Here is a 24,599-nt window from a genome sequence, read left to right on the forward strand (position 1 = left end):
GCCGCCCGACCCGGCCAGGGTCAGCCCTGGACCGGCGTCCGCCGGGCCGGTCGGTACATGGAGCAGACCAGGGGGCCGCCCTCGATCGTGGTGCGTGCCGTGACCGTGAAGCCGAGGCGTTCATAGAGGCGGACGTTGCGCTCGTCGGAGGTTTCCAGCGCGATGCCGTTCGGGTCGCCGGACTCGTCGATGAGGGTCACCCCCGCGGCGGCGACGGCGGAGCCGAGACCGACGCCGCGCCGCTCCGGGTGGACGCCCAACGTCGCGAGTTCCCACGCGCCGGGTGGCCGCGCCGGCAGCTCGACGGCCATGAGCGCCGCCAGCCGGTCACCGTGCAGCTCCGCGATCCGCGCCTGGAGGTCATCCCCCGGCGCGGGCGCGTCGCCCGGCAGGAACGCGGCGACCGCCTGAGCGTCGTCGGTGACGAGGACCAGGCCGTGCGCGAGGGCGTGCCCCAGGTAGAGGGCCTGTAGCTCTTCGAGTCGACGCGGGTGGTCGTCGGCCGGGATCGACCATCGCGTCCACGGGTAGTCGTGGAAGGCGACGGCGAGCGTACGTGCCGCGCGGGGCAGGTCGAGGGCGGTGGCCCGGCGGATGTGGCTGGTCATCGGCCCGGGCCTAGTCAGTCCTTGGTCAGCTCCGGCCGGTGCTCGCGGATCCACGCCTCGACGTCGACCTTCCGCCACACCTTGCCCATCGCCAGCACCGCCACGGGTTCCGGGAAGTTCCTCTGGTTGGCGATCACGGACGCGCGCTGTCGGGAGACGTTCCCGAGCATCGTCCTGATCTCCGACACGCCGACGAGGTCCACGGGTTGACAATGACAGCACCCACCGCTCTCGACGCCGACAACTACGGAGGCTATTGACGGAGACAACGGACAGGGTCACGATAGTGGCGTGACCGAGTCGAACGTTTCGCCTGTTCATGATCGGCAGCGGCGGCCCGTGGGCGGGCATCCGCCGATGCGCCCGCTGTGGCGGTGCCGCACGTGCGCCGCACCCTGGCCGTGCCAACCCGCCCGACTGCTCCTGACCAGGGAGTACCGACGGGACCGGGTGGCACTGTCGATCTACATGGCCAGCCAGTTGTTCGAGGCCACCGCCGATCTGGTGCGACTCAATCCGCACCCGGCCCCGTCCCCGGCGGAACTGTTCGACCGTTTCCTCGCCTGGACGGCCCGACCGTCAACCCGGGCCGCGAACACGTCCCGGCCGGGCGACGGGCGTCGAGCCGGGGCCGCGACCCCGGAACCGGAACCGGAACCGGCTACGGACCGCCCGGCCGACCGCCTGCCGGAAACTATCTGACGAGCAGGGTCAGTAGTCCGGTGAGGGCGACGAGGACCGCCGCCACCCCGGTGAGTACGGCCGGCAAGATCTTGAGGTATTCGAGGATCACGGAATGCCGGCGCGGCGTCCCACCGATCCGCTGCGTTCTTCTCGTCGTGGCCGCCATGGTGATTCCCCTGTCCGGTGCCCGCGTCCGGTCGGATGAATCGGAGCCGCTGACCGGCGAATCGACTGTCGCCGCCGGGCAGCAGCCGACCGGACACTCCACAGCGAGGTCATATTCCCTGGTCACACGAGTGCAGCCGACTTCCGCGCATCCTACCTTTCATATTCGACCGTAGGCGCGACGACCAGCCGAGCGCAATCATCAGTACCGGAAAGAGTCTGGAGGAATGCCATTTTCACGCGTGGGAGTGGCATGCCGCGCAACTGATTTCGGATTACCGGCGGACAGCCCGTACCACCGTCGCCGCCGGCATTCCGATTTCCGTCGGTGGGTCGGCGGCTTTCACTCGGCGGTGTCGTCGGCCGGGCGCTTCGCCCGGCTCGGCTGCACCCGTTTCGGTTCGCCCGGCATCTTCGGATGGTCGGGCGGGTAGGGCAGGTCGCCCAGGCCGTGCCCGGCGTCCCGCTCGGCCCAGTCGAGCAGGGGCGTGATGTCGACCGCGTCGTCGTCGATGCCCGCGTGCGGGTCGCCCCGCTCGGCCAGCCGGACCGGCACCGTCTTCAGGTCGAAGTCGTCCGGGTCGACGTCGGGCAACTCGTCCCAGGTGACCGGGGTCGAGACGGTGGCCCGCGCGTTGGCCCGCAGCGAGTACGCGCAGGCGATGGTGCGGTCCCGGGCCATCTGGTTGTAGTCGACGAAGACCCGCTGCCCGCGCTCCTCCTTCCACCAGGCGGTGGTGACCAGGTCGGGACGACGCCGTTCCAGCTCCCGGGCCAGCGCGATGGTGGCCCGGCGGACCTCGGTGAACGTCCAACGCGGGGCGATGCGCAGGTAGACGTGCAGCCCCCGACCGCCGGAGGTCTTCGGCCAGCCGGTGATGCCCAGCTCGGCGAGGATGCCGCGCAGCTCGGCGGCGGCGGTGGCCGCGTCGGCGAAGTCGGTGCCGGGCTGCGGGTCGAGATCCACCCGCAGCTCGTCGGGGTGGTCGACGGCGGCGGCCCGGACCGGCCAGGGGTGGAACACCACGGTGCCCATCTGCGCGGCCCAGGCGACGTGGGCGAGGTCGGTGGGGCGCAACTCGTCGGCCCCGCGCCCGCTGGGAAAGGTGATCCCGACGGTCTGCACCCACGGCGGCACCCCCCGGGTGGGCACCCGCTTGGAGTAGAACGCCTCCCCCTCGACCCCGTCGGGGAAGCGTTGCAGGGTGGTCGGCCGGTCCCGCAGGGCGCGCATGATGCCGTCGCCCACCGCGACGTAGTAGTGGAAGACGTCGGCCTTGGTGAACCCACGCCCCGGGAAGATCACCCGATCCGGACTGCTCAGCCGGACGGTGTGCCCGGCCACCTCGACCTCGGTCGCCTTCGCGCTGCCCGCCATGGCGCGACCATATGCGATGCCCCCGACATCCGACGTACGGTTGACCGGTGAGTCCTGACGAGAAAGAGCTGCCCCGCACCGAGGACGAGTGGCGGGTCCGGTTGACCCCGGAGGAGTTCCGGGTGTTGCGCGAGGCCGGCACCGAGCGCCCCTTCACGGGCGAGTACGTCGACACCACGACCGCAGGCGTCTACCACTGCCGGGCCTGCGGGCTGGAGTTGTTCTCCAGTGACACCAAGTTCGACTCGCACTGCGGCTGGCCGAGCTTCGACGACGCCATCCCGGGCCGGGTCAAGGAGATCCAGGACCGCAGCCTCGGCATGGTCCGCACCGAGATCCGCTGTGCCCGCTGCGACAGCCACCTGGGGCACGTCTTCCACGGCGAGGGTTTCACCCCGAAGGACACCCGGCACTGCGTGAACTCGGTCTCGATCCGGCTGGAGCCGACGCAGAGCTGACCCCGACACGCCGTCCAACCCGACCGAATTCAGGACATTTGCCCCCTTGAGGCGTTCCCGCAAGGCACGCTTGGGGCAGATGTCCGATTCGGGGGGTACGACAGATGGCTACCTGCGAGGTCTGCGGCAACGACTACTGGATGGCGTTCGAGGTGCGTACGGTCAGCGGTGACGTGCACACCTTCGACAGCTTCGAGTGCGCGGCACACAAGCTCGCGCCGATCTGCGAACACTGCCAGGTCAAGATCATCGGGCACGGCGTGGAGGTCGGCGGCCGGTTCTTCTGCTGCGCGCACTGCGCCCGCGCGGTGGAGGCCCTGGGCGCCGAGATCCGCGACGCGGTCGGTGCCCGCCCGGCCTGACCCATCGCGACCCGGCCTGACCCATCGCGATCCGGCGTCCGCCGCGACCCGGCGTCCGACGCGAACCGACCGGGCGACGAGGCACGGCACACCAACCGGCAGCAGAGCAGCCGGCCACAGGGACAGCCGCGTCGCGGGCAGGGCAGCAGAGCAGCCGGCCACAGGGCGTCAGCGTCGCGGGCAGGGCAGCAGAGCGGTGTCGGGCGGGGCCGCCTAGCATCGCGGGATGGCACCTCAGACCGTCGACGTCCACGTCGCCACGTTCGCCGAGTTGGACGCGCGCACCTTCCACGACCTGCTGCGGCTGCGCGTCGACGTGTTCGTGGTGGAGCAGCGCTGCCCGTACCCGGAGCTGGACGGTCGCGACGTCGAACCCGGCACCCGGCACCTCTGGCTGGCCCACGACGGCGTCGTCCTGGCGTATCTGCGGTTGCTGGTCGACCCGGGTGACGTGACGCGGATCGGTCGGGTAGTGGTGGACCCGGCGGCCCGGGGCGGCGGGCTCGCCGGCCGGCTGATGACCGAGGCCCTGCGGCTGGTCGGTGACCGGCCGTGCGTGCTGGAGGCGCAGGCCCACCTGGCGGGGTTCTACGCCGGGCACGGTTTCACGGTGACCGGACCGCAGTACGTCGAGGACGGCATCCCGCACCTGCCGATGCGCCGGGAGAGCTGACCGGCCCACCCGGGGTGCCGCCTGGTCGAGCCGTCCGAAACATTGACGGATACCGCTTTCCTGTGCAAGCCTGCGGGATAGAGCCGTCGTGGGAGCCGCACAGCAGGCATGGGAGGGGCAACTCCCGGCCGTCCGGGCGTCGTTCGACCGACCCCTTCACCTCGGAGGCTCCATGTCCACCGTCCTACGCAGACGACCCACCGCGCTCGCGGGGTCGCTGCTCACCATCGGCGCGATCATCGCGCTGCTGCTCACCACCGCCCTGGCCAACTCGGCTTCCGCGCACGGCGCGGTGGTGAACCCCGGGTTCCGCGCCTACAGCTGCTGGGAGCGCTGGGGTGCCGAGTTCCAGAACCCGCGCATGGCCACCGAGGACCCGATGTGCTGGCAGGCCTGGCAGGCCGACCCGCAGGCCATGTGGAACTGGAACGGCCTGTTCCGGGAGGGTGTCGCCGGCAACCACCAGGGCGCCATCCCGAACGGCCAACTGTGCAGCGGTGGCCGCACCCAGAACGGCCGCTACAACGCCCTGGACACCCTCGGCGCCTGGAAGACCACGTCGGTGGCGAACAGCTTCCGGCTGAAGTTCTTCGACCAGGCCAGCCACGGTGCCGACTACATCCGGGTCTACGTGACCAAGCAGGGCTTCAACGCGTTGACCACGCCACTGGGCTGGAGCAACCTGGAACTGGCCGGGCAGATCGGCAACACGCCGGCCTCCCAGTGGGACAAGGACACCGGTGGCGTGTCGATCCAGGTCCCGGTGAACGCGGCCGGCCGTACCGGCCGGCACATCGTCTACACCGTGTGGCAGGCCAGCCACCTGGACCAGTCGTACTACCTGTGCAGTGACGTCGACTTCGGTGGCGGCAACAACCCGACCACGCCGCCGCCCACCACCGCGCCGCCGACCACCCCGCCGCCCACCACGGCCCCGCCGACCACGCCGCCGCCCACCACGGCCCCGCCGACCACCCCGCCGCCGGCGACCGGTGGCTGCACCGCCACCTACCGGGTGACCTCCACCTGGAACGGCGGGTTCCAGGGTGAGGTGGACGTGACCGCCGGGTCCTCGGCGATCAAGGGTTGGACGGTGAACTGGACGTACTCCGGGGGCCAGCAGGTCAGCCAGGCGTGGAACGCCACGTTGGCCAGCAGCGGTTCGACGGTGACGGCCCGCAACGTCAACTACAACGGCGCGTTGGCCGCCGGGGGGAAGACCACCTTCGGCTTCCTCGCCTCCGGCAGCGGCGCCAGCCCCACCCCGGTCTGCACCGCGACCGTCTGACCGGTCGGCACAGCACAGCACACGCAACAACATGGAAATAGTGGCCTCCCGCGCGGCGGGAGGCCACTATTTCCATGATCGGGCACGATCTTGACCGCCGGGGCACCGCGACCCGACCGGGCGGGGCAAGGCGGGGCGGGGCGGGGCAGGGCGGGCGGGGCAGGGCGGTGTCAGACCAGGCAGTTGACGATGTCGGCGACGGAGCGACGGCGGCCGGTGTAGAACGGGACCTCCTCGCGGACGTGCCGACGGGCCCCGGAGGCCCGCAGGTCGCGCATCAGGTCGACGATCCGGTGCAGCTCGTCGGCCTCGAAGGCCAGCATCCACTCGTAGTCACCGAGGGCGAACGACGCCACCGTGTTGGCCCGTACGTCCGGGTAGCCGCGCGCCATCTTGCCGTGCTCGGCCAGCAGCTCCCGCCGCTCGGCGTCCGGCAGCAGGTACCACTCGTAGGACCGGACGAACGGGTAGACGCACAGGTAGGGGCGGGGTGCCTCGTCGGCGAGGAACGCCGGGATGTGGCTCTTGTTGAACTCCGCCGGCCGGTGCAGCGCCAACTGCGACCACACCGGGGTCAACGCCCGCCCCAGAGTGGTCCGACGCAACCGCAGGTAGGCGTCCTGGAGGGCGTCGCTGGACGACGAGTGCCACCAGATCATCACGTCCGCGTCGGCGCGCAGCCCGGCCACGTCGTACATGCCCCGGACCACCACGTCCTTGCCGGCCAGCTCCTCGAAGAGGGACTCCACCTCGCCGGTGACGTTCTCCCGCAGCGCCGGCAGGGTGCCGGTGGCCCGGTAGACCGACCACATGGTGTAACGGACGGTGGCGTTGAGTTCCTTGAGTCGGGCCGCGTTGGTCTGCTCGGTCGTCTGCTCGGTCATGGCCCCGATCCTTCCAGTGCTTCGATGATCTCCCCGGCCGCGTCCTCGCCGGAGCGCACGCAGACCGGGATGCCGACCCCGTCGAAACCCGCCCCGGCCACCGCCAGGGTGGGGTGCGACGCGCGCAGCGCCGCCCGGACGGCGGCCACCCGCCCGGTGTGGCCGGGCGGGTACTGGGGCAGCGCGCCACCCCAGCGCTGCACGTGACCGGCGACCGGCGCGGGCAACGCCACCCCGAGCACCCGGGTCAACTCCCGGTGCACGGTGGTGAGCAGGTCGTCGTCGGTGAGCTGGAGGGAGGTCTCCTCGCCGTACCGGCCGACGGAGGCGCGGACCAGGGCCAACCCGTCCGGCGCGGCCAGGTGCCCCCATTTGGTGGTGAAGAAGGTCGACGCCTTGATCAGCAGCCCCTCGGTGGCCGGCACCAGGAAGCCGGAGAGCGGGGGCAGCGCCGGCCGGGGCAGGGCCAGGGTGACCAGCGCGACGCTGGCGTAGTTCAGCCCGCCGACGGTCGCCGCCTGCGCCTCGGCGAACCCGGCGAGCAGCCGGGCGGCCGGCCGGGCCGGGACGGTGAGCAGCACCGCGTCCGCCTCGACCAGTTCCGGGTCGCGGGTCGGGCCGACGGTGAGCCGCCAGCCGTCGCCGACCGGGGTCAGCTCGCGGACCGCCGCGTGCCGGCGGATCGTCGCCCCACTGGCCGTGGCCGCCGCCTCGACCAGGGTGCTGAGCCCGCCGGCCAGGGTGCCGAAGACCGGCGCACCGGGCGCGCGGGGCGCGGCGGCCTGCGCGGCCCGGACCGCCCCGACCAGGGTGTGTTCCACCCGCGCCGCGCGGGCCAGCGCCGGCATGGTGGTGACCAGGGACAGGTCGTCGGCCCGACCGGCGTAGACGCCGCCGAGCATCGGGTCGACCAGCCGCTGCACCACCTGCGCACCGAACCGGGCCCGGACCAGCGCGCCGACCGAGACGTCCTGGTCCGCGCCGAGCAGCGGCCGGCCGCCGTCGCGGTCGGCGTCCGCCGTGGGCTCGGCCACCGCCACCACCGCCGCCAGATCCCCGGGTACGCCGACCAGCGTGCCGCCGGGGATCGGGCGCAGCCCGCCGTCGACGACGAGCGCCGCCTGCCCGACGGTGGGGTGCACGATCCGCCCGGCCAGGCCGAGCCGGCGGGCCAGGGCCACCGCTGCGGACTCGCCCCCGGCCGGGTCCCGCATCAGGAACGACTCCGCGCCGAACTCCACCGGGCGGCCGGCCAGCTCACCGGTGCGCAGCTTGCCGCCGAGCGCGCCGGACTGCTCGTACACGGTGATCTCGGTGTCGGCGGGGGCACGGTCGCGCAGCCGCAGCGCGGCGGCCAGGCCGGTGATGCCGCCACCGACCACCGCCACCCGCCACGGTCGCGCGCCCACGGGTCAGCCCTGCTCGGCCCGGCGCGCGGACACCTCGTGCACCAGCGCGACCACCCGGGTCAGCACCTCGGGGTCGGTCTCCGGCAGCACGCCGTGACCGAGGTTGAACACGTGGCCGGGGGCGGCCCGGCCCTGCTCGACGATCCGCCGCACCTCGGCCTCGATGACCGGCCAGGGGGCGAACAGCACGGTCGGGTCGAGGTTGCCCTGCACGGCGCGCTCCGGCCCGATCCGGTGGGTCGCCACGTCCAGCGGGGTACGCCAGTCGACGCCGACCACGTCGGCCCCGGCCTCCCCCATCGCGCCGAGCAGTTCGGCGGTGCCCACCCCGAAGTGGATCCGGGGGACCCCCGCGTCGGCCAGGCCGGACAGCACGGTGGTGGAGTGCGGCAGGACGAAGCGGCGGTAGTCGGCCTCCGACAGCGCGCCGGCCCAGGAGTCGAAGAGCTGCACGGCGGAGACCCCGGCGTCGATCTGCACCTGCAGGAACGCCAGGGTGACCTTGGCGAGCCGGGCGCAGAGCGCGTGCCACAGCTCGGGCTGGCCGTACATCATCGCCTTGGTTTTGGCGTGGGTACGCGACGGCCCGCCCTCGACCAGGTAGCTGGCCAGGGTGAACGGGGCGCCCGCGAAGCCGATCAGCGGGGTGTCGCCCAGTTCGGCGACGAGCAGCCGGACGGCTTCGTCCACGTAGGACACGTCGGCCCGGTCGATGCGGCGGACCCGCTCGACGTCGGCGGCGGTGCGGACCGGCTCGGCCACCACCGGCCCGGTGCCGGCGACGATGTCCAGGTCCACGCCGGCCGCGGCGACCGGGACGACGATGTCGCTGAACAGGATGGCCGCGTCGACGCCGTGCCGGCGGACCGGCTGGAGGGTGATCTCGGCGACCAGGTCCGGCCGGCGGCAGGAGTCGAGCATCCCCACGTTGGCCCGGATCTTCCGGTACTCCGGCAGGGACCGGCCGGCCTGGCGCATGAACCAGACCGGGGTGTGCCCGACGGGTTCCCGGCGGCAGGCCCGGACGAAGGGCGAGTCGGCCGGCCCGCTGCGGCGGGATTCTCCGTCTCGGGCGGCGGTGCCCGTGGTGTCGGTGGTCATCGGGGCAATCGTGCCACGCACCCGTGGGGACGCGGCGGGCAGCGCCGCCTTTTGTGACCCGCGCCCCCGGTCGGGCCCGGCGGCGGTGATCCGGGGCCCGGCCCGCCCCCGGCCGATGGTGCCGGCTGACCCCCGGACGCCCCGGTCGGCGACGGGACACCGCCGTCGGTGGCTGCTTCGGCGTGCCGTCCCAGCGGGCGGCGGCGCGTCGGCATAAGCTCCGGTCATGGCCCCCCCGATCGCGCTCCCGGAGACGTTCGCCCGCGCGGTCGCCGGCCTGCGGTCGGTCACTCCCCGGGCGGAGATCGTCCTGGAGGAGGTCGGTGCGCCGCAGCGGCTCGCGCCGTACGCGTTCGCCCTCTCCGCCACCGTGCTGCGCGACGACGACGAGGTGGCCGACGGCCGGTTGATCCTGCTGCACGACCCGGCGGGGCACGACGCCTGGCAGGGCACCCTGCGGCTGGTCACCTATGTGACCGCCGAGCTGGAGGTGGACCTGGCGGCCGATCCGCTGCTGCCGGGGGTGGGCTGGACCTGGCTCACCGATGCCCTGGAGGCGCACGAGGCGCGGCACCGGGCGGCCGGCGGCACGGTCACCCAGACCGTCTCGACCCGGTTCGGCGAGCTGGCCGGCCCGCCCGCCGCCGGGGACGTCGAGATCCGGGCGTCCTGGACGCCGCTGGGTGAGGACCTCGCCGCGCATCTGTCGGCCTGGTGCGCCCTGCTCGCCTCCACCGCGGGGTTGCCGCCGCCCGGGGTCACCGCGCTCTCCGAGCGCCGGCCGGCCGGCGCGGCCTGACCGTAGGACCGCGCGACACGCCCGAGCCGCAAGTAGATGTCCTGGACACGACAGGGACGTCCCGAGCGGCCGGGAACGTCCCCGGCGCGAGGTCGGTGTCCGTACCGTCCGGACCTCTGCCGGACACCGGGACGACACACACCGGACCGGCTGCGCACACCACATCGCCGGGCGCACTAGGGTTGTCAGGTGACCGACGAACCACCCCTGCGCCGTCGGGCCGCCGAAAGCCGCACGGCAGACGTTCCGCCCCCGGCCGTCGCGGAGCCGGCGGACGCGGGCACCGAGCAGCCCACCGGCGGGCCCGTTCCGCTGACCGCACCCCGCGACGGCACCCCCCAACCGGTGGCGACCCCGGCTGAGCTGGACGAGGTCGTGGCCCGCTTCGCGGCGGGCACCGGCCCGGTGGCCCTGGACGCCGAACGCGCCTCCGGCTACCGCTACAGCCAGCGGGCCTACCTGGTGCAGCTGCGCCGCGAGGGTGCCGGCACCACGCTGATCGACCCGCTGCCGCTGCCCGACCTGTCCACCCTCGACGAGGCCATCGGTGACACCGAGTGGGTGCTGCACGCCGCCAGCCAGGACCTCGCCTGCCTGGCCGAGGTGGGGTTGCGTCCGCGCCGGCTGTTCGACACCGAACTGGCCGCCCGGCTGGCCGGTTTCGAACGGGTCGGCCTGGCCGCGCTGACCGAGCAGCTGCTCGGCTACACGCTGGAGAAGCACCACTCGGCGGCGGACTGGTCCACCCGGCCGCTGCCCGAGTCGTGGCTGACGTACGCCGCGCTGGACGTCGAGATGCTCGTCGACCTGCGCGACGCGCTCGACGCCGAGCTGCACGCGCAGGGCAAGTCGCCGTGGGCGGCGGAGGAGTTCGCCGCGCTGATCACCTGGGCCACCCGGCCGCCCCGGGTGCGGGCGGAGCCGTGGCGGCGGACCTCCGGCATCCACCGGGTGCGCGGGTCGCGGGCGCAGGCCCGGGTCCGGGCCCTGTGGTACGCCCGGGACCAGATCGCCGTCCGACGCGATGCCGCGCCCGGTCGGGTGCTGCCCGACTCGGCGATCATCGCCGCCGCCGAGCTGGACCCGAAGGACGAGAAGACCCTGCTGACCCTGCCCGGCTTCGGGGGCCGGTCGGTACGCCGGCTGGCCCGCACCTGGCTGGTCGCCCTCGACGAGGCCCGGCAGCTGGCGGAGGACGCGCTGCCGGTCACCCCGACGGTGGAGGGGCCGCCCCCGCCGCACCGGTGGGCGGAGCGGGACCCGGTGGCCGCTGGCCGGCTGGCCCGGTGCCGGGAGCTGGTGGTACGGGTCGCCGGTGAGCACCGGCTCCCGCCGGAGAACCTGATCACCCCCGACTCGGTCCGCCGGCTGGCCTGGCAGCCGCCCGGCGAGATCACGGTGGACACCGTCACGGAGACCCTGCGTGGTTACGGTGCCCGGCAGTGGCAGCTCGACCTCCTGCTCCCCGCGCTCGCCGAGGCCCTCCTACCCACCCCCTGACCCGACCGGTCGGGGTGTGGGGTGGGCCACACCCGGGGTGGTGACGCCCATGGTTACTGGCTAGTAGCATTCGGGGCAAACGCCAGTGCCGGCCGACCCTCGTTCGGCGCGTGCCGCCGTCCGGCGGCATGACGCCGGATCGTGGTCGAAGAGGAGGCTCCAAGTGCCCCGAGAAGTTCGGGATGTCGTCTTTGTCGACGGTGTCCGCACCCCGTTCGGCAAGGCGGGTGGCATGTACGCCAACACCCGCGCCGACGACCTGGTGATCCGCTGCATCCGCGAACTGCTGCGCCGCAACCCGCAGCTACCCCCGGAGCGGGTCGAGGAGGTGGCCGTCGCCGCCACCACCCAGATCGGTGACCAGGGCCTCACCATCGGCCGCACCGCCGCCCTGCTGTCCGGCCTACCCAAGACCGTCCCCGGCTTCTCCGTCGACCGGATGTGCGCCGGCGCGATGACCGCCGTGACCGCCGTCGCCGGTGGCATCGCGATGGGCGCCTACGACATCGCCATCGCCGGTGGCGTCGAGCACATGGGCCGGCACCCGATGGGCGAGGGCGTCGACCCCAACCCGCGGATCATCGCCGAGAAGCTGGTCGACCCGTCCGCCCTAGTAATGGGGGCCACCGCCGAGAACCTGCACGACCGGGTCCCGCACATCACCAAGGAGCGCACCGACACGTTCGCGCTCGCCTCGCAGCTCAAGACCGCCAAGGCGTACGCCGACGGCAAGCTCCAGGACGACCTGGTGCCGGTCGCGATCCGCGACGCCGACGGCGGCTGGGGCCTGGCCACCGCCGACGAGGCGCCCCGGGAGACGTCGCTGGAAAAACTGGCCACCCTGAAGACCCCGTTCCGCCCGCACGGCAAGGTCACCGCCGGCAACGCGGCCGGCCTCAACGACGGCGCCACCGCCAGCCTGCTCGCCGACGAGGCCACCGCCCGTGAGCTGGGCCTGCCGGTCGCCATGCGGCTGGTGTCATACGGCTACGTCGGCGTCGAGCCCGAGGTGATGGGCGTCGGCCCGATCCCGTCGACCGAGAAGGCGCTGCGCATCGCCGGCCTGAGCATCGACGACATCGGCCTGTTCGAACTGAACGAGGCGTTCGCCGTGCAGGTGCTCGCCTTCCTCGACCACTTCGGCATCGCCGACGACGACCCCCGGGTCAACCCGTGGGGCGGCGCGATCGCCATCGGCCACCCGCTCGCCTCCTCCGGCGTACGGCTGATGACGCAGCTCGCCCGGCAGTTCGCCGAGCACCCCGAGGTGCGCTACGGCCTCACCGCCATGTGCATCGGCATCGGCATGGGCGGCACGGTCATCTGGGAGAACCCGAACTGGGAGGGTGCAGACAAATGAGCCTCAGCGCACCGAACGAGGTCGTCACCCGGGCGCTGCTGCGCCAGGTGAACGTGCCGGGGCTGGACCGGCCCGCCGCCCTGATCACCCTGGACAACGGTCTCGACCACACCAAGCCGAACACCTTCGGCCCGGCCGGCCTGGCCAGCCTCGACGAGGCGATCAGCGCCGCGCTGGCCGCCGACCCGGCGTTCATCGCGGTCACCGGCAAGCCGTACATCTTCTGCGTCGGCGCGGACATCACCAGCCTGCCGGCCTTGGCGGACCGGGAGCAGGCGCTGGAGATCGGCCGGCTCGGCCACCGGGTCTTCGCCCGGCTCAAGGACAGCGCGGTGCCGACCTTCGCCTTCGTCAACGGCGCGGCGATGGGCGGCGGCCTGGAACTGGCCCTGCACTGCCACTACCGGACGCTGTCCGGCGGCGCGGCGGCGTTGGCCCTGCCCGAGGTCTCCCTCGGCCTGATCCCCGGTTGGGGCGGCACCCAACTGCTGCCCAATCTGATCGGCATCCCCGCCGCCACCCAGGTGATCCTGCAGAACCCGCTGATGCAGAACAAGATGCTCAAGCCGAAGCAGGCCGCCGAGATGGGCATCGCGGACGTGCTGCTGGAGCCGGCCGACTTCCTCGAACGGTCGCTGGAATGGGCCGCCGGGGTGGTCCGGGGCGCGGTCACCGTCACCCGACCCGAGGTCGACAAGGACATGTGGGCGGGTGTGCTGTACTTCGCCCGGCAGACCCTCGACCAGCGGTTGCACGGCGCGGTCCCGGCCGCGTACAAGGCGCTGGACCTGCTGGAGACGGCCAAGGACGCCGACTTCGCCACCGGCACCGCCGCCGAGGACGAGGCACTGGCCGACCTGATCTTCTCCGAGGAACTGCGCAGCGGTCTGTACGCCTTCGACCTGGTGCAGCGGCGGGCCAAGCGGCCGGCCGGCGCACCGGACAAGGCCCTGGCCCGGCCGGTCACCAAGGTCGGCATCGTCGGCGCCGGCCTGATGGCCAGCCAGCTCGCGCTGCTGTTCGCCCGCCGCCTCCAGGTGCCGGTCGTGCTGACCGACCTGGACCAGTCGCGGGTCGACAAGGGCGTCGGCTACGTGCACACCCAGATCGAGAAGGCCGTCAGCAAGGGCCGGATGGACAAGGGCACCGCCGCCAAGCTGTACGGCCTGGTCTCCGGCTCGGTCGACAAGTCCGTCTTCGCCGACGCCGACTTCGTCATCGAGGCCGTCTTCGAGGACCTGGACGTCAAGAAGCAGGTCTGGGCCGAGCTGGAGAAAATCGTCTCCCCGGAGGCGGTGCTCGCCACCAACACCTCGTCGCTGTCGATCACCGCGATGGCGGCCGAGCTGGAGCACCCGCAGCGGGTGGTCGGCTTCCACTTCTTCAACCCGGTCGCGGTGCTGCCGCTGCTGGAGATCGTCCGGGGCGAGCGGACCGACGACGCCACCCTGGCCACCGCGTTCGCCGTGGGCAAGCAGTTGAAGAAGTCGTCGGTGCTGGTCTCCGACGCCCCGGCGTTCGTGGTCAACCGGCTGCTCACCCGCTTCCTGGGCACCGTGTTCGCCGCCGTCGACGCGGGCACCCCGCTCGACGTGGCGGACAGCGCGCTGGACCCGCTGGGGCTGCCCATGCGTCCGCTCGCCCTGCTCCAGCTGGTCGGGCCGGCCGTGGCGTACCACGTGGGCGGCACCCTGCACGCGGCGTACCCGGACCGGTTCGACGTCAGCGAGAACCTCCGCCGGATCGCCGAGTCGGGTCAGCCGATCGTCGTCGAGGACCGGATCAACGACGAGGTGGCCAAGCTGCTCGTCGTCGGCGACCAGCCGCTCAGCGGCGAGCAGGTCCGGCAGAACGCGCTCGACGCGCTGGCGCAGGAGATCCGGCTGATGCTCGACGAGGGTGTCGTCGCCGAGGCGCAGGACATCGACCTGTGCATGATCCTCGGTGCGGGCTGGCCGTTCCACCTGGGCGGGGTCACCCCGTACCTGGACCGGACCGGCACCTCCGAGCGGGTCACCGGGCAGCGTTTCCTGCCGCGCGGGGTCGCCAGCCTGCGCGCCTGAACCATCCCCGCTCCCCCGCGATCGCGGTGGCCGACGATGTCCTCCCCCCGGGCTATCGTGGCCACCGCGATCGTCATTTGCGTACCCTCGTCAGACTCGGGGGGCTGCGGGGCCGGGCTCCGTCTGGCTACGATCACGCGTTCTCACCCTCGCCTGGAGCTGATCTGATGACCACACCGCCGGTCGATCCCTGGTCCGGGCAGCCGGAGCACGGCTCGCCCACCGGTCACTACCCGCCTCCGTCCGACGGCCCGCCCGCCCCGCCCGAGGGTCCGCACACCCCGCCACCGGGTGGCGGCTGGCCCACCACGCCGTACCCGGGAGCAGCGACCCCGCAGCCCGGCGGGTGGCCCGACCCGCAGTCAGCTCCCCCGGCCGACTCCTATCCCGGTCCGCAGTACGGCGGCTGGTCGCAGCCCGACCCGGCGCAGGGCGGCTACCCCACGCCCCCACACTCCGGCCCGCCCGGCACCCCCTCGTCCGGCTACCCCGCCGCCCCGCAGTCCGGCCCACCCGGCGGCTACCCCGGCATGCCGCAGTCCGGCCCGCCCGCCGGCTACCCAGGTGCGCCGCAGTCCGGCCCGCCCGCCGGCTATCCCGGTGCGCCGCAGTCCGGCTACCCGGCCGCCCCGCAGTCCGGCTACCCGGCCGCCCCGCAGTCCGGCTACCCGGCCGCCCCGCAGTCCGGCTACCAGGGCACCCCGCAGCCCGGCTACCCCGGCCCGCAGCCGGGGTACCCGGGTGCGCCCCGGCCCGGCGGCTACCCGGAGCCCGCCGCGCCGCAGTACGCCGGCTTCGGCGGTGCGCCGTACAGCGCTCCGCCGGGGTTGCCGCACGGACCCGCGCCGCAGCGGTCGAAGCTGCCGCTGCTGCTCACGCTCGGGCTCGCCGGCCTACTGGTGCTCTGCCTCGGCGGCGGCGGTCTCACCTGGGTCGCCCTCAGCGACGACGACCCGAAGACGCCGACCCCGTCGCCGACGCCCACCGCGGTCACGTCGCCCACCCCGAGCCCCACCCCCGTCGAGACCGACAGCCCGACTCCCGAGCCGACCCCCACCGAGAGCGCCGACGACCCGGGCCCGATCCGGCTGGTGACCCCGACGACCCTCGGTGGCCGGTCCAAGAGCACCGACCCGGAGCTGCGCCGGATCGCCGACCAGATGGTCCGCGACATGAAGTCCGAGGTCCGCAACGAGACCGGGGCGGTGAGCGCGTTCTACGGCAGCGCGGCCAGCAGGAACATGGTGATGATGGCCGGCGCGTCGGGCCCGGTCATCCTCCCCGAGCAGGAGCTGGACGACGCGGTCAAGGGACTGGGCAGCTCGCTTGCGGTCACCAAGATGTCGACCATCGACCCGGGTCCGCTGGGTGGGGTCGCGAAGTGCGGGGACGGCAAGGCGTCCGGCATCGCGCTCGGCGTCTGCGTCTGGGCCGACCACGGCAGCGTCGGCATGATCGTCATGTACTTCTCCTCGGCCAGCAAGGCGAAGTCCGAGTTCGTCTCCATCCGGGGGCAGATCGAGAAGCGGGACTGATCCGCGCGACGACGGTCACGGTCACCGGTCCCACGTGGGACCGGTGACTCCGCGCGCCCGGGCCCACCCCGCGCGCCGCCCGGCGACCGTACCCCTCCGCCCGCATCGACCTGTCCCGAAACGCGCCGACCGCCCGACGGGCCGGGTCGCAACGGGCCGGTGGAGCGGGGCCACGGTTGTCCGACCCTCTGGCTAAGATCATCCGGCCTTACCCACGACGTTCTGGAGTCGACCTCATGTCCCAGCCCCCGACCGGTCCGCACGCCTCCCAGCCGGACGGCGGTACGCCCCAGGGCGGCTACCCGCCACCGCCGCAGCCGGACACCGTCGGCACGCCGCCGTACGCCGGGCCGCCCGCGCCACCGGCCAAGAAGCGGTCCCCTTTCAAGATCGTCCTGATCGTGCTGGCCGTACTGCTGGTGCTCTGCCTCGGTGGTGCCGCCATCGCCGCCTTCGCCCTCAAGGACGACGTCAAGGAGGCCGTGGACGCCGTCAACACGACGGTCTCCGCCCCGGCCACCCTGGCCGGCCGCCCGCAGGTCACCGAGCCGGCGCTGAAGGCGGTCGCCGACGGGCTGGTCACCGAGATGAAGAAGTCCGTGCAAAACGAGACGAGCACCGCAGGTGCCTTCTACGGTGACCCGGCCAAGCGGGACCTGCTGATGATCGCCGCCGCGTCCGGCGTGATGGCCGACCCGAAGAAGGAGCTGAACGACGCCGTCACCGGCATCGCCACCCAGCTGAACGTCACCAACATGGCGGCTGTCGACGCCGGCCCGCTCGGCGGCGACGCCAAGTGCGGCGACGGCAAGAGCGAGGGTGTCCCGCTGGGCGTCTGCATCTGGGCCGACCGGGGCAGCGTCGGCCTGATCGTGCAGTACTACAAGTCGGCCGCCGACCTGAAGTCCGAGTTCGTCACGATGCGCGGGCAGATCGAGAAGAAGGGCTGACCCACCGGTCGGCCCGACAGGCCCCGTCCACCTCCGGGTGGGCGGGGCCTGTCGCCGTCGACGACGGGACGCGAACGTCAGCCGGCGGTGGCGGCCCGCTCGGCGGCGCTGCGCAGGACGCAGAACTCGTTGCCCTCCGGATCGGCCAGCACCACCCAGCCCGTGCCGTCCGGCCGACGCTGGTCGTCGACGTGGACGGCGCCGACGGCCAGCAGCCGCTCGACCTCCTCGTCCCGGGTCCGGTCGACCGGCTCCAGGTCGAGGTGCAGGCGGTTCTTCACCGACTTGCCCTCCGGCACGGCCAGGAAGAGCACCTCCGGCCCACCCTCGGGCAGGAGCATCGCCTCCGGGTCGCCGGGAAGGTCGTCGGGCTGGCGGGGGCACTCGAAGACCTGCGCCCAGAAGCCGGACAGGGCATAGGTGTCATGACAGTCGATGCTCAGGTTGTGGATTCGTGCGCTCACGGGTCTGCCTCCGAAGCAGTGGTACGCGCCCCGCGACGTGCGATGTCAGCGGTGGGCGGGGTGGGGCGCGGGACAGGTCATGGTGGACATCAACCGCACCCCCTCTCTCCGGCTCGGGCCGACCGCATGATCCTCGCAGGCGGCCCGGCCGGCCGGCAATCCGTTTGATCCGCCCGGTGGACCGGGTGCTACCGGTGCGGCTCGACCCGACCGGAGCCGGTCGGCACCTGGTCGACCGACGGCAACGTGACGGTCACCTCCAGCCCGCCGCCCTTCTGTGCGGTGACCTGGACGGTCCCCCCATGGGCGTCGCAGACCGCCCGGACGATGGACAGGCCCAGCCCGGACCCCCGGGCCCCGGTCCGTTCCCGCCCACCCCGGCGGAAGGGTTCGAACAGCCCCGGCACGTCGGCCTGGTCCACCTCGAAGCCGGTGTTGCGCACCACCAGCCACGAGGAGCGCCCGTCGGTGCCGGTACGCACCCAGAGCCGACCGTGCAGGTGGTTGTAGCGCACCGCGTTCTCGATCAGGTTCCCGGCCAGCCGGTCCAGCAGGCCCGGGTCGCCGGTCACCGGGGCCGGCCGCAGCGAGGACTGCACCCGCAGCCCGATCCGCTCCACCTCCCGGGACATCGCCGACAACGCGTTGGCGGTCCCGGTCGCCAGGTCACACTCCGTCCGCCGGGCCAACCGGCGGCCGGTCTGAGCCTCGCTGCGGGCCAGCACCAGCAACGCGTCCACCAGACCGTTGGCACGTTCCGAGGCGTCCCGGACCACGGTGGCCATCCGGCGGTACTCGGCGGCGTCCGCCTCGTCGTCGCTGAGGGTCACGTCGATTTCGGTACGCATCACCGCCAGCGGGGTCCGTAGCTCGTGCGAGGCGTTGGCGACGAACCGTTTCTGCGCCTCGAAGGCGGCGGTGATCCGGTCCAGCATCGCGTCGAACGTCCGGGCCAGCTCCGCCACCTCGTCGTCCGGCCCCGACCAGCCGATCCGCTGGTCCAGCGTGGTCTCGCCGAGCCGACGCGCGGTCGCGGTGACCTGGTGCAGCGGGCGCAGTGTCCGGCCCGCCACCCAGTACGCCCCGGCCACCCCGACCACGCTGATCGCCAGCAGCGCCAGCAGGCCCTTGACCAGCAACTCGTCGGAGGCGGCGTCGACCAGTTGCCGCTGCCACACCGCCGCGTCCAGCGACCGCCCGTCGGCCAGCAGCACGGTGGTGCCCGGCCGCAGCTCGTCGGTGGGCCGCAGCGCGTCGCGCACCAGCAGCCAGGCCAGCGTCACCAGGATCGCCCCGGCCCCGACCAGCAGTACCCCGTTGAGCAGCGTCAGCCGCAGCCGCAGGGTGGGCCGCAACCGCCGGGTCACGAACCCACCCCGACCCGCACGACCCACCCGCTCCTCGCGCTCACGGAAGCGACCTCAGCTCGCGACTGCGGGGCTCGCACACCCCGCTCACTCCTCGCGCTCACGGAAGCGACCTCAGCTCGCGACTGCGGGGCTCGCACACCCCGCTCACTCCTCGCGCTCACGGGCTGACCGTCCGGTAGCCGGCGCCGACCACCGTCTCGATCAACGGGGGGTCGCCGAGCTTCTTGCGCAGGGTCCGCACGGTGACCCGGACGATGGTGGTGAACGGGTCGGTGTTCGCGTCCCAGACCCGTTCCAGCAGCTCCTCGCTGGAGACCACCGCGCCGCGCGCCTTGACCAGCTCGCTGAGCACACCGAACTCCTTGTTCGTCAGGTCGACCGGGGCACCCGCCCGGGTCACCACCCGGCGGGCCGGGTCGAGCACCACGTCGCCCACCTGGAGCACCGGCGGGGCGGCCGGGGTGGCCCGGCGGGCCAACGCCTGCACCCGGGCCACCAACTCGTCGAAGGCGAACGGCTTGGGCAGGTAGTCGTCCGCGCCGAGCCCCAACCCCGCCACCCGGTCGGCCACGCTGTCGCTGGCGGTCAGCATCAGCACCCGGGTGAGGGTGCCGGAGGCGGCCAGTTCGGCGCAGATCTGGTCGCCGTGCATCCCGGGCAGGTCCCGGTCGAGGACCACCACGTCGTACCGGGTGACGAAGGCGGCCTCGTGGCCGGCGTCCCCGTCGTACGCCACGTCGACCGCCATCCCCCGCTTGCGTAGCCCACGCACGATCGCGTCGGCGAGGTTCCGTTCGTCCTCGACCACCAGCACCCGCATCCCGACCTCCTCGCCGACCTGTCCGACAACCTAGCCCCGCCGGCCAAACGACCGGCCGCAGGCAGGTCACCCGGCACGGTCAGCCGGCATCCGCCACACCCCGAGACTGTTGCTCTGCCGCCAGCAGACCAACACACCCTGACTGTGCCAGCAGACGTCCCACCGCCCGGACAGCACGTCGCGTACCCGGGCGGTGCCGTCGGTGGGGTCCAGTTCGGCGAGCAACTGCCGGCCGCCCGCCGCCGGTCGAAAGGCGAGGATCGGCGCGGTGAACGGCCGCTGGTAGACCGTCCTCCATTCGCCCAGCTCGGCCTCCAGTCGGCCGGTCACCGAGTCGAGCAGGGCCAGCCGCTGCGGCCCGTCGCCGAAACTGACGCCGAGCATCCGGTTGCCGACCGCCTCGACCGGGGCCCACCGGTCGCTGGACCAGCGCTCCCGGCCGGTCACCGGATCGAGCACCCGGGCGGTGGAGGAGCCACCGAGACAGACGGCATCGCCGCAGGCGTAGGCGCTCCCGCCGCCGGGGACCGGATCCGTCGTGTCCCAGCGACGCCGACCGGACCCCAGGTCGTACGCGGCGACCCGGCCCGGGTCCTCGCTGACCAGCAGCAGGCCACCGACCGGCTGGGCCAGGTGGTGGTGGTCGCCCCGGGCGGGCGGCACCGGGAAGGTGGACCGACGCGCGCCGGTGCCGACGTCGTACACCTCGGCCTGACCGGCGCTGGTGACCAGGACGAGGTCCTCGATGCCCCGGGGGCCCGTCCGGTACCCGACGGTGGCCGGTCCGGCCGTGGCCGTCCAGCGGACCGCGCCGGTCGCCGGGTCGACGCCGCGCACCGCCACCCGGTCGACGTGGAGATCCTCCAGCAGCAACCCGCCGTCGCCGGTCACCACCGCCGTCCCGGGCCGCCGCCACCGGGTCCGCCCGTCGACGTGGTCGAGCACCATGGAGACGGGTTCGCCGCCGGGATCGGTGGTGACCACCACGTCGTCGTCGACCCCCTCCAGCACCACCAGCTGGTGCCGGGGCGACAGTGACGTCTCCCAGCGCACCCGCCCGTCGGTCAGGTCGATCGCGGTGAGCTGCCGGCTGCCGGCCGGTGACAGCGCCGACGGGTAGGCGAGCACCAGCAGGTCCCCGACGATCAGGTGACTGGGCTCCGGCATATCCGGCAGGGGCACCGGGATCAACCGGGGCGGCCCGGGATCCGCGCCGGCCATGGTGAGCAGCAGGAGCAGGACGGTCAGGGCGACGAACACCGGGTGGCCGGCCGACCGCCGCGCCCGGGGCCGGCCTGCCGGCGGCGGCGTCGGCTCGTCGTGGTGACCGACCTCACCCAGATCGATCACCGTCACCGGGACACCCGCCACACCCCGTACCTGCCGTCCATCAGCCGGCACAGCAGGAGCTGAGCGTCGGCCCGGCAGTCACCGGACACGGCGGGCAGCACGTCGCGCGCGTGGACCCGCGCGGCGGCGACATCCAACTCGGCGACCAGCATCCGGTCCCCGCCGGCCGGACGCACCCCGAACACCGGCCCGTCCGGCGTGTCCGAAGGGGCGAGGTTCCAGACGTCCAGCTCGGCGGCGACCTGCCCGGAGGCGACGTCCAGCACCACCAGGGGGTGCCAGACGCCCCGCCCCAGGCTGCTCGCCAGCATCCGGCCGCCGCGTTCGGCGCCGGCCAGCTCCCACCGGTTGTCGCGCCACACCGTCCGGCCGGTCGCCGGATCCAACGCCCGCACCCCACCGGCCTCACCCTGCGCGCAGATCAACGACCCGCACGGGACGAAGAACGACGGGACCCGCCACGGTACGTCCCACCGGCGCGTCAGCCCGTCGATGTCGTACCCGGTCAGCCGGTCGGCGTTCGGCTCGACGGCGAGCAGCAGATCGCCGGCGACCCCGTAGGTGCCCGACGGCGAGGTCACCAACGGTGCGGTGTGCAGGCGTACCCCACGGCGGGCGTCCCAGACCTCGGCCGGGCCGTCGGGGCGTACCGTCACGATCCGGTCCACGCCGTCGGCCCGGTTGCGGTACAGGGTGACCGCCGACGGCATCGACGCCGACCAGCGGTCCCTTCCCGTCACCGGGTCGACCGAGTGAACCGTCGGTGGGCCGTCCCCACCGTCTTCGAAGAGCAGGTCGGGGCCGGCGGCCAGGCCCTCCCCGGACCGCTGCCACCGCACCCGACCGGTGTCCCGCGCGTGGGCGAACGTCCGGTACGCCCCGTCCGGTCGGCCGGAGGAGCCGGTGACCAGCACCAGGTCGGCGTGCCAGCGCAGCTCGGCGGAGCCGCTGACCACCGGCACCGGCACCTGCCAGCGCCGCACCGGCCGCGCCCCCGGCGAGTCGGGGATCCGCCACGCGCTCAACCGGCCGGAAGCGGTCGAGGCGTCAGCCGGCTCGAGCAGGAAGACGTCCCCGTCGTGCAGCAGCGCCACCGCGCCGAGCGGGGCGGGCACCACGAACGTCGCCCGCTTCGCCACCGGTGCGGCGGCGGCCAACGCCAGCAGGGCGAACACCAGCACCACGGCCAGCCGCAGCGGTCGGCCGACGGGCCGGGGCACGGGACCGGGCGGCGGTGACCCGGCGTCGCGGAGTTCACCCAGATCGATGACCGTCACGCGCACCCTCTTTCGACAGTCGCACCCCGTCGACCGCACCGCCCGCCGGTGGACGGGGACCGCCGTGCACCGGGTCACCGGACCGGCCGACCGTCGCCTGTACGATGGCCCGTCGTGGCCGTGCCGGTGGTAGATCCCTCGTTGAACCCGACGTCCGTGCCCGACGCCGTCGAGCCGGACGCGACAGACCCGCACCGGCGGCCCCGCCGTCGTCCGGGCCGGGTCGACGTGCTCGCCATCGGAGCCTATGTGCTGATCGGCGTTCTGGTGTGCCTGAACTACTGGGTGGACGTGCAGCACCGGGTGTCGTCCCACCTGCCGACCGACCACAGCTGGTTCGAGTGGCTGTTCACCCACGGCGCGTACTCGGTGCGGCACCTGGAGAACCCGCTGTTCAGCGCCCGGCAGAACGCCCCGGACGGGGTGAACATGATGGCGAACACCTCGCTGCTGGGCATGACCATCCCGCTGGCCCCGGTCACGCTGCTGTTCGGCCCACAGGTGACCTACGCCCTCTATCTGGGCGGGGCGCTCGCCGCGACGGCGGCCACCTCGTACTGGATGCTCTCCCGGCACCTGGTGCGCTCGCGGGCCGGCGCGTTCGTCGGCGGCGCGTTCCTCGGTTTCGCCCCGGGCATCGTGCACCACGCCAACGGGCAGCCCAACTTCGTCTCCAACTTCCTGCTGCCGGTGATCGTGACCCGGGTGCTGCTGCTGGGCCGGCCCGGCCGGTGGCGCCGCGACGGGCTGGTGCTGGGGCTGCTGGTGGCGTACCAGGTCTTCATCAACGAGGAGATGCTGCTGCTGACCGCGCTGGCCTGCCTGGTGGCGGTGGTGGCGTACGTGGTGCAGCGGCCCCGCGAGGCCCGCGCCCGGGCCGGTGGCTTCCTGGCCGCGCTCGGGGTCGGCGGCGGGCTGGCGCTGCTGCTCACCGCGTACCCGATCTGGTACCAGTTCAACGGGCCGCAGTCCTACCGGGGGTTGCAGGGCGGGGTGTTCCACAACTGGGGCGAGGACCTGATGGCCTTCGTCACCTTCGCCCGGGACACGGTGGCCGGGGACGAGGCGGTCGAGAAGACCATCGGACTGACCGAGCAGAACACCTGGTTCGGCTGGCCGCTGGTGCTGGTCGCGGTGGCCGCCCTGGTGCTGCTCTGGCGGCGGTCGCTGGCCGCCCGGATCGCCGGGGTGCTGGTGGTCGTCTTCACCGTCGCGGCGATCGGCCCCAAGGTGCGGTTCAACGGGGTGGAGACCACCGTCGACGGCCCGTGGGCGTACATCTCCGACGATCTGCCGTTGGTCGAGATGATGATGCCGACCCGGCTGACCCTGGTGGTGACCGGTGCGGTCGGTGTCCTGCTCGCGCTGGCCTGGGACGCGCTGGGCGGCCACCGCCGGCCCCGGGTGCCCGCGCCCCGCGCCGCCGCCGACGACGCCACCCCCACCGCCGTGCCCGACCCGTCGGGGCCGCCGGCCCGCCGCCGCTGGGTCCGCCCGGTCGGGTACGCGGCGATCGCGCTGGCGGTGCTGCCGCTGTTCCCCCGTCCGCTGCCCGCGCAGCACATCGACCTGCCCCCGCACTTCATCACCGCGGGCGGCTGGCGGCCGTACGTGCCGGACGGGCGCACCCTGGTGCCGGTGCCGATCCCGAGCAACGTGCACGGCCTGCCCACGCTGCGGTGGAGCGCGCTGACCGGGCACGAGTTCCCGGTGCCCGGCGGTTACTTCATCGGCCCCAACGAGCTGGGTCAGGGTGTCTTCGGTGCCCCGAACCGGCCGACCAGCACCCTGGTCTACGCCACCATGGACGCCGGCACGGTGCCCGCCCTGACCGAGGAGAACCGTCGGCAGGCGGTGGCGGACCTGCGGTTCTGGCGGGCCTCGGTGGTGGTGCTGGGCGCCCATCCGCGCGAGGCGGTGCTGCGGGACCTGATGACCGGCCTGCTCGGCCCGGCGCAGCGGGTCGACGACGTCTGGCTCTGGGACGTCCGCCCGCTGGTCGGCTGACCCGCCCGGCCCGTCGCGCAGCCCGGCCCGGTCGGACCGTGGTCCGGCCGGGCCGGACCGGAACGGTCAGGCGGTGCGGGCGGCCGGGCCGGAC

The 24,599-nt window shown here is 73.4% G+C and carries 24 protein-coding genes; 12 read left to right on the forward strand and 12 right to left on the reverse strand.

Translation table 11 applies throughout. The features are described 5' to 3' along the window. Positions 1-20: 20 nt before the first annotated feature. Together JQN83_RS24475 and JQN83_RS24480 are read right to left on the reverse strand one after the other, a co-directional pair. Positions 21-608 (reverse strand): GNAT family N-acetyltransferase, encoded by a 588-nt coding sequence (locus JQN83_RS24475; protein ID WP_208569507.1) that lies wholly within the window; start codon positions 606-608, stop codon positions 21-23. Positions 609-622: 14 nt separating this feature from the next. After that, positions 623-811, reverse strand: a complete 189-nt coding sequence (locus JQN83_RS24480; RefSeq protein ID WP_208569508.1) for a hypothetical protein — start codon at positions 809-811, stop codon at positions 623-625. Between the two features lie 247 nt (positions 812-1,058). Between JQN83_RS24480 and JQN83_RS33335 the strand changes: the two genes are divergently transcribed. Further along, positions 1,059-1,310: a hypothetical protein gene (locus JQN83_RS33335; RefSeq protein ID WP_244253118.1), complete on the forward strand. Its 252-nt coding sequence runs from the start codon at positions 1,059-1,061 to the stop codon at positions 1,308-1,310. On the opposite strand, the gene JQN83_RS24490 is transcribed toward JQN83_RS33335, so the two are convergent. Both JQN83_RS24490 and ligD read right to left on the reverse strand, forming a co-directional pair. Continuing rightward, positions 1,303-1,458, reverse strand: a complete 156-nt coding sequence (locus tag JQN83_RS24490) for a hypothetical protein (RefSeq protein WP_208569509.1) — start codon at positions 1,456-1,458, stop codon at positions 1,303-1,305. The genes JQN83_RS33335 and JQN83_RS24490 overlap by 8 nt on opposite strands. A gap of 342 nt (positions 1,459-1,800) precedes the next feature. Beyond that, positions 1,801-2,835, reverse strand: a complete 1,035-nt coding sequence (gene ligD, locus JQN83_RS24495) for a non-homologous end-joining DNA ligase (protein ID WP_208569510.1) — start codon at positions 2,833-2,835, stop codon at positions 1,801-1,803. 47 nt (positions 2,836-2,882) lie between these two features. Between ligD and msrB the strand changes: the two genes are divergently transcribed. The 4 genes from msrB (at position 2,883) to JQN83_RS24515 (ending at position 5,616) form a co-directional block, all read left to right on the forward strand. Next, positions 2,883-3,293, forward strand: a complete 411-nt coding sequence (msrB, locus tag JQN83_RS24500) for a peptide-methionine (R)-S-oxide reductase MsrB (protein WP_208569511.1) — start codon at positions 2,883-2,885, stop codon at positions 3,291-3,293. Between the two features lie 104 nt (positions 3,294-3,397). Beyond that, positions 3,398-3,655: a metallothionein gene (locus tag JQN83_RS24505; RefSeq protein ID WP_088645482.1), complete on the forward strand. Its 258-nt coding sequence runs from the start codon at positions 3,398-3,400 to the stop codon at positions 3,653-3,655. A 226-nt stretch (positions 3,656-3,881) separates the two neighbouring features. Then, positions 3,882-4,328, forward strand: a complete 447-nt coding sequence (locus JQN83_RS24510) for a GNAT family N-acetyltransferase (RefSeq protein ID WP_208569512.1) — start codon at positions 3,882-3,884, stop codon at positions 4,326-4,328. A 172-nt stretch (positions 4,329-4,500) separates the two neighbouring features. Next, positions 4,501-5,616: a lytic polysaccharide monooxygenase auxiliary activity family 9 protein gene (locus JQN83_RS24515; RefSeq protein WP_208569513.1), complete on the forward strand. Its 1,116-nt coding sequence runs from the start codon at positions 4,501-4,503 to the stop codon at positions 5,614-5,616. A gap of 170 nt (positions 5,617-5,786) precedes the next feature. On the opposite strand, the gene hemQ is transcribed toward JQN83_RS24515, so the two are convergent. Genes hemQ through hemE form a run of 3 tightly spaced genes read right to left on the reverse strand, consistent with a single transcriptional unit; the run spans position 5,787 to position 9,010 of the window. Then, positions 5,787-6,500: a hydrogen peroxide-dependent heme synthase gene (hemQ, locus tag JQN83_RS24520; RefSeq protein ID WP_208569514.1), complete on the reverse strand. Its 714-nt coding sequence runs from the start codon at positions 6,498-6,500 to the stop codon at positions 5,787-5,789. After that, positions 6,497-7,909, reverse strand: a complete 1,413-nt coding sequence (hemG, locus tag JQN83_RS24525; RefSeq protein ID WP_208569515.1) for a protoporphyrinogen oxidase — start codon at positions 7,907-7,909, stop codon at positions 6,497-6,499. The genes hemQ and hemG overlap by 4 nt, the downstream gene beginning before the upstream one ends. A gap of 3 nt (positions 7,910-7,912) precedes the next feature. After that, positions 7,913-9,010, reverse strand: coding sequence for a uroporphyrinogen decarboxylase (hemE, locus tag JQN83_RS24530; RefSeq protein WP_208569516.1), 1,098 nt, complete (start codon positions 9,008-9,010; stop codon positions 7,913-7,915). 226 nt (positions 9,011-9,236) lie between these two features. Here hemE and JQN83_RS24535 point away from each other — a divergent pair, with 226 nt between their 5' ends. From JQN83_RS24535 to JQN83_RS24560, 6 genes are all read left to right on the forward strand, one after another. Beyond that, entirely contained in the window at positions 9,237-9,809 is a 573-nt protein-coding gene (locus JQN83_RS24535; RefSeq protein ID WP_208569517.1) for a DUF3000 domain-containing protein, read from the forward strand. A gap of 189 nt (positions 9,810-9,998) precedes the next feature. Then, a complete protein-coding gene (locus JQN83_RS24540; RefSeq protein ID WP_208569518.1) occupies positions 9,999-11,309 on the forward strand; it encodes a ribonuclease D in 1,311 nt (436 codons plus the stop codon). A 163-nt stretch (positions 11,310-11,472) separates the two neighbouring features. After that, on the forward strand, positions 11,473-12,669 hold the full coding sequence (locus tag JQN83_RS24545) for a thiolase family protein (RefSeq protein WP_208569519.1): 1,197 nt from the start codon (positions 11,473-11,475) through the stop codon (positions 12,667-12,669). Next, positions 12,666-14,732 (forward strand): 3-hydroxyacyl-CoA dehydrogenase NAD-binding domain-containing protein, encoded by a 2,067-nt coding sequence (locus JQN83_RS24550; RefSeq protein ID WP_208569520.1) that lies wholly within the window; start codon positions 12,666-12,668, stop codon positions 14,730-14,732. The genes JQN83_RS24545 and JQN83_RS24550 overlap by 4 nt, the downstream gene beginning before the upstream one ends. Positions 14,733-14,899: 167 nt before the next feature. Beyond that, positions 14,900-16,267 (forward strand): hypothetical protein, encoded by a 1,368-nt coding sequence (locus JQN83_RS24555; protein ID WP_208569521.1) that lies wholly within the window; start codon positions 14,900-14,902, stop codon positions 16,265-16,267. 236 nt (positions 16,268-16,503) lie between these two features. Beyond that, positions 16,504-17,217, forward strand: a complete 714-nt coding sequence (locus JQN83_RS24560; RefSeq protein ID WP_208569522.1) for a hypothetical protein — start codon at positions 16,504-16,506, stop codon at positions 17,215-17,217. 77 nt (positions 17,218-17,294) lie between these two features. Here JQN83_RS24560 and JQN83_RS24565 read toward each other — a convergent pair whose 3' ends face one another. The 5 genes from JQN83_RS24565 to JQN83_RS24585 form a co-directional block, all read right to left on the reverse strand. Beyond that, on the reverse strand, positions 17,295-17,681 hold the full coding sequence (locus JQN83_RS24565) for a VOC family protein (protein ID WP_208569523.1): 387 nt from the start codon (positions 17,679-17,681) through the stop codon (positions 17,295-17,297). A 188-nt stretch (positions 17,682-17,869) separates the two neighbouring features. Then, positions 17,870-19,048, reverse strand: a complete 1,179-nt coding sequence (locus JQN83_RS24570) for a sensor histidine kinase (protein WP_208569524.1) — start codon at positions 19,046-19,048, stop codon at positions 17,870-17,872. A 160-nt stretch (positions 19,049-19,208) separates the two neighbouring features. Continuing rightward, a complete protein-coding gene (locus tag JQN83_RS24575; protein ID WP_208569525.1) occupies positions 19,209-19,871 on the reverse strand; it encodes a response regulator transcription factor in 663 nt (220 codons plus the stop codon). Between the two features lie 66 nt (positions 19,872-19,937). Beyond that, on the reverse strand, positions 19,938-21,227 hold the full coding sequence (locus JQN83_RS24580; protein ID WP_208569526.1) for an outer membrane protein assembly factor BamB family protein: 1,290 nt from the start codon (positions 21,225-21,227) through the stop codon (positions 19,938-19,940). Then, complete coding sequence (locus JQN83_RS24585) at positions 21,224-22,498, reverse strand: PQQ-binding-like beta-propeller repeat protein (protein ID WP_208569527.1); 1,275 nt, start codon at positions 22,496-22,498, stop codon at positions 21,224-21,226. Before JQN83_RS24585 ends, JQN83_RS24580 begins: the two co-directional genes overlap by 4 nt. A gap of 141 nt (positions 22,499-22,639) precedes the next feature. Between JQN83_RS24585 and JQN83_RS24590 the strand changes: the two genes are divergently transcribed. Next, positions 22,640-24,505 (forward strand): hypothetical protein, encoded by a 1,866-nt coding sequence (locus JQN83_RS24590; RefSeq protein ID WP_208569581.1) that lies wholly within the window; start codon positions 22,640-22,642, stop codon positions 24,503-24,505. Positions 24,506-24,599: the final 94 nt, after the last annotated feature.

The organism is Micromonospora antibiotica, assembly GCF_017599305.1.
In the GTDB taxonomy this organism is placed as follows: domain Bacteria; phylum Actinomycetota; class Actinomycetes; order Mycobacteriales; family Micromonosporaceae; genus Micromonospora; species Micromonospora antibiotica.

Excerpts from the sequence above, each read along its gene's own strand:
- JQN83_RS24475 (WP_208569507.1), bottom strand. The coding sequence starts at position 608 with ATGACCAGCCACATCCGCCGGGCCACCGCCCTCGACCTGCCCCGCGCG.
- JQN83_RS24490 (WP_208569509.1), bottom strand. The coding sequence starts at position 1,458 with ATGGCGGCCACGACGAGAAGAACGCAGCGGATCGGTGGGACGCCGCGC.
- ligD (WP_208569510.1), bottom strand. The coding sequence starts at position 2,835 with ATGGCGGGCAGCGCGAAGGCGACCGAGGTCGAGGTGGCCGGGCACACC.
- JQN83_RS24505 (WP_088645482.1), top strand. The coding sequence starts at position 3,398 with ATGGCTACCTGCGAGGTCTGCGGCAACGACTACTGGATGGCGTTCGAG.
- JQN83_RS24510 (WP_208569512.1), top strand. The coding sequence starts at position 3,882 with ATGGCACCTCAGACCGTCGACGTCCACGTCGCCACGTTCGCCGAGTTG.
- JQN83_RS24515 (WP_208569513.1), top strand. The coding sequence starts at position 4,501 with ATGTCCACCGTCCTACGCAGACGACCCACCGCGCTCGCGGGGTCGCTG.
- hemQ (WP_208569514.1), bottom strand. The coding sequence starts at position 6,500 with ATGACCGAGCAGACGACCGAGCAGACCAACGCGGCCCGACTCAAGGAA.
- hemE (WP_208569516.1), bottom strand. The coding sequence starts at position 9,010 with ATGACCACCGACACCACGGGCACCGCCGCCCGAGACGGAGAATCCCGC.
- JQN83_RS24535 (WP_208569517.1), top strand. The coding sequence starts at position 9,237 with ATGGCCCCCCCGATCGCGCTCCCGGAGACGTTCGCCCGCGCGGTCGCC.
- JQN83_RS24550 (WP_208569520.1), top strand. The coding sequence starts at position 12,666 with ATGAGCCTCAGCGCACCGAACGAGGTCGTCACCCGGGCGCTGCTGCGC.
- JQN83_RS24555 (WP_208569521.1), top strand. The coding sequence starts at position 14,900 with ATGACCACACCGCCGGTCGATCCCTGGTCCGGGCAGCCGGAGCACGGC.
- JQN83_RS24560 (WP_208569522.1), top strand. The coding sequence starts at position 16,504 with ATGTCCCAGCCCCCGACCGGTCCGCACGCCTCCCAGCCGGACGGCGGT.
- JQN83_RS24575 (WP_208569525.1), bottom strand. The coding sequence starts at position 19,871 with ATGCGGGTGCTGGTGGTCGAGGACGAACGGAACCTCGCCGACGCGATC.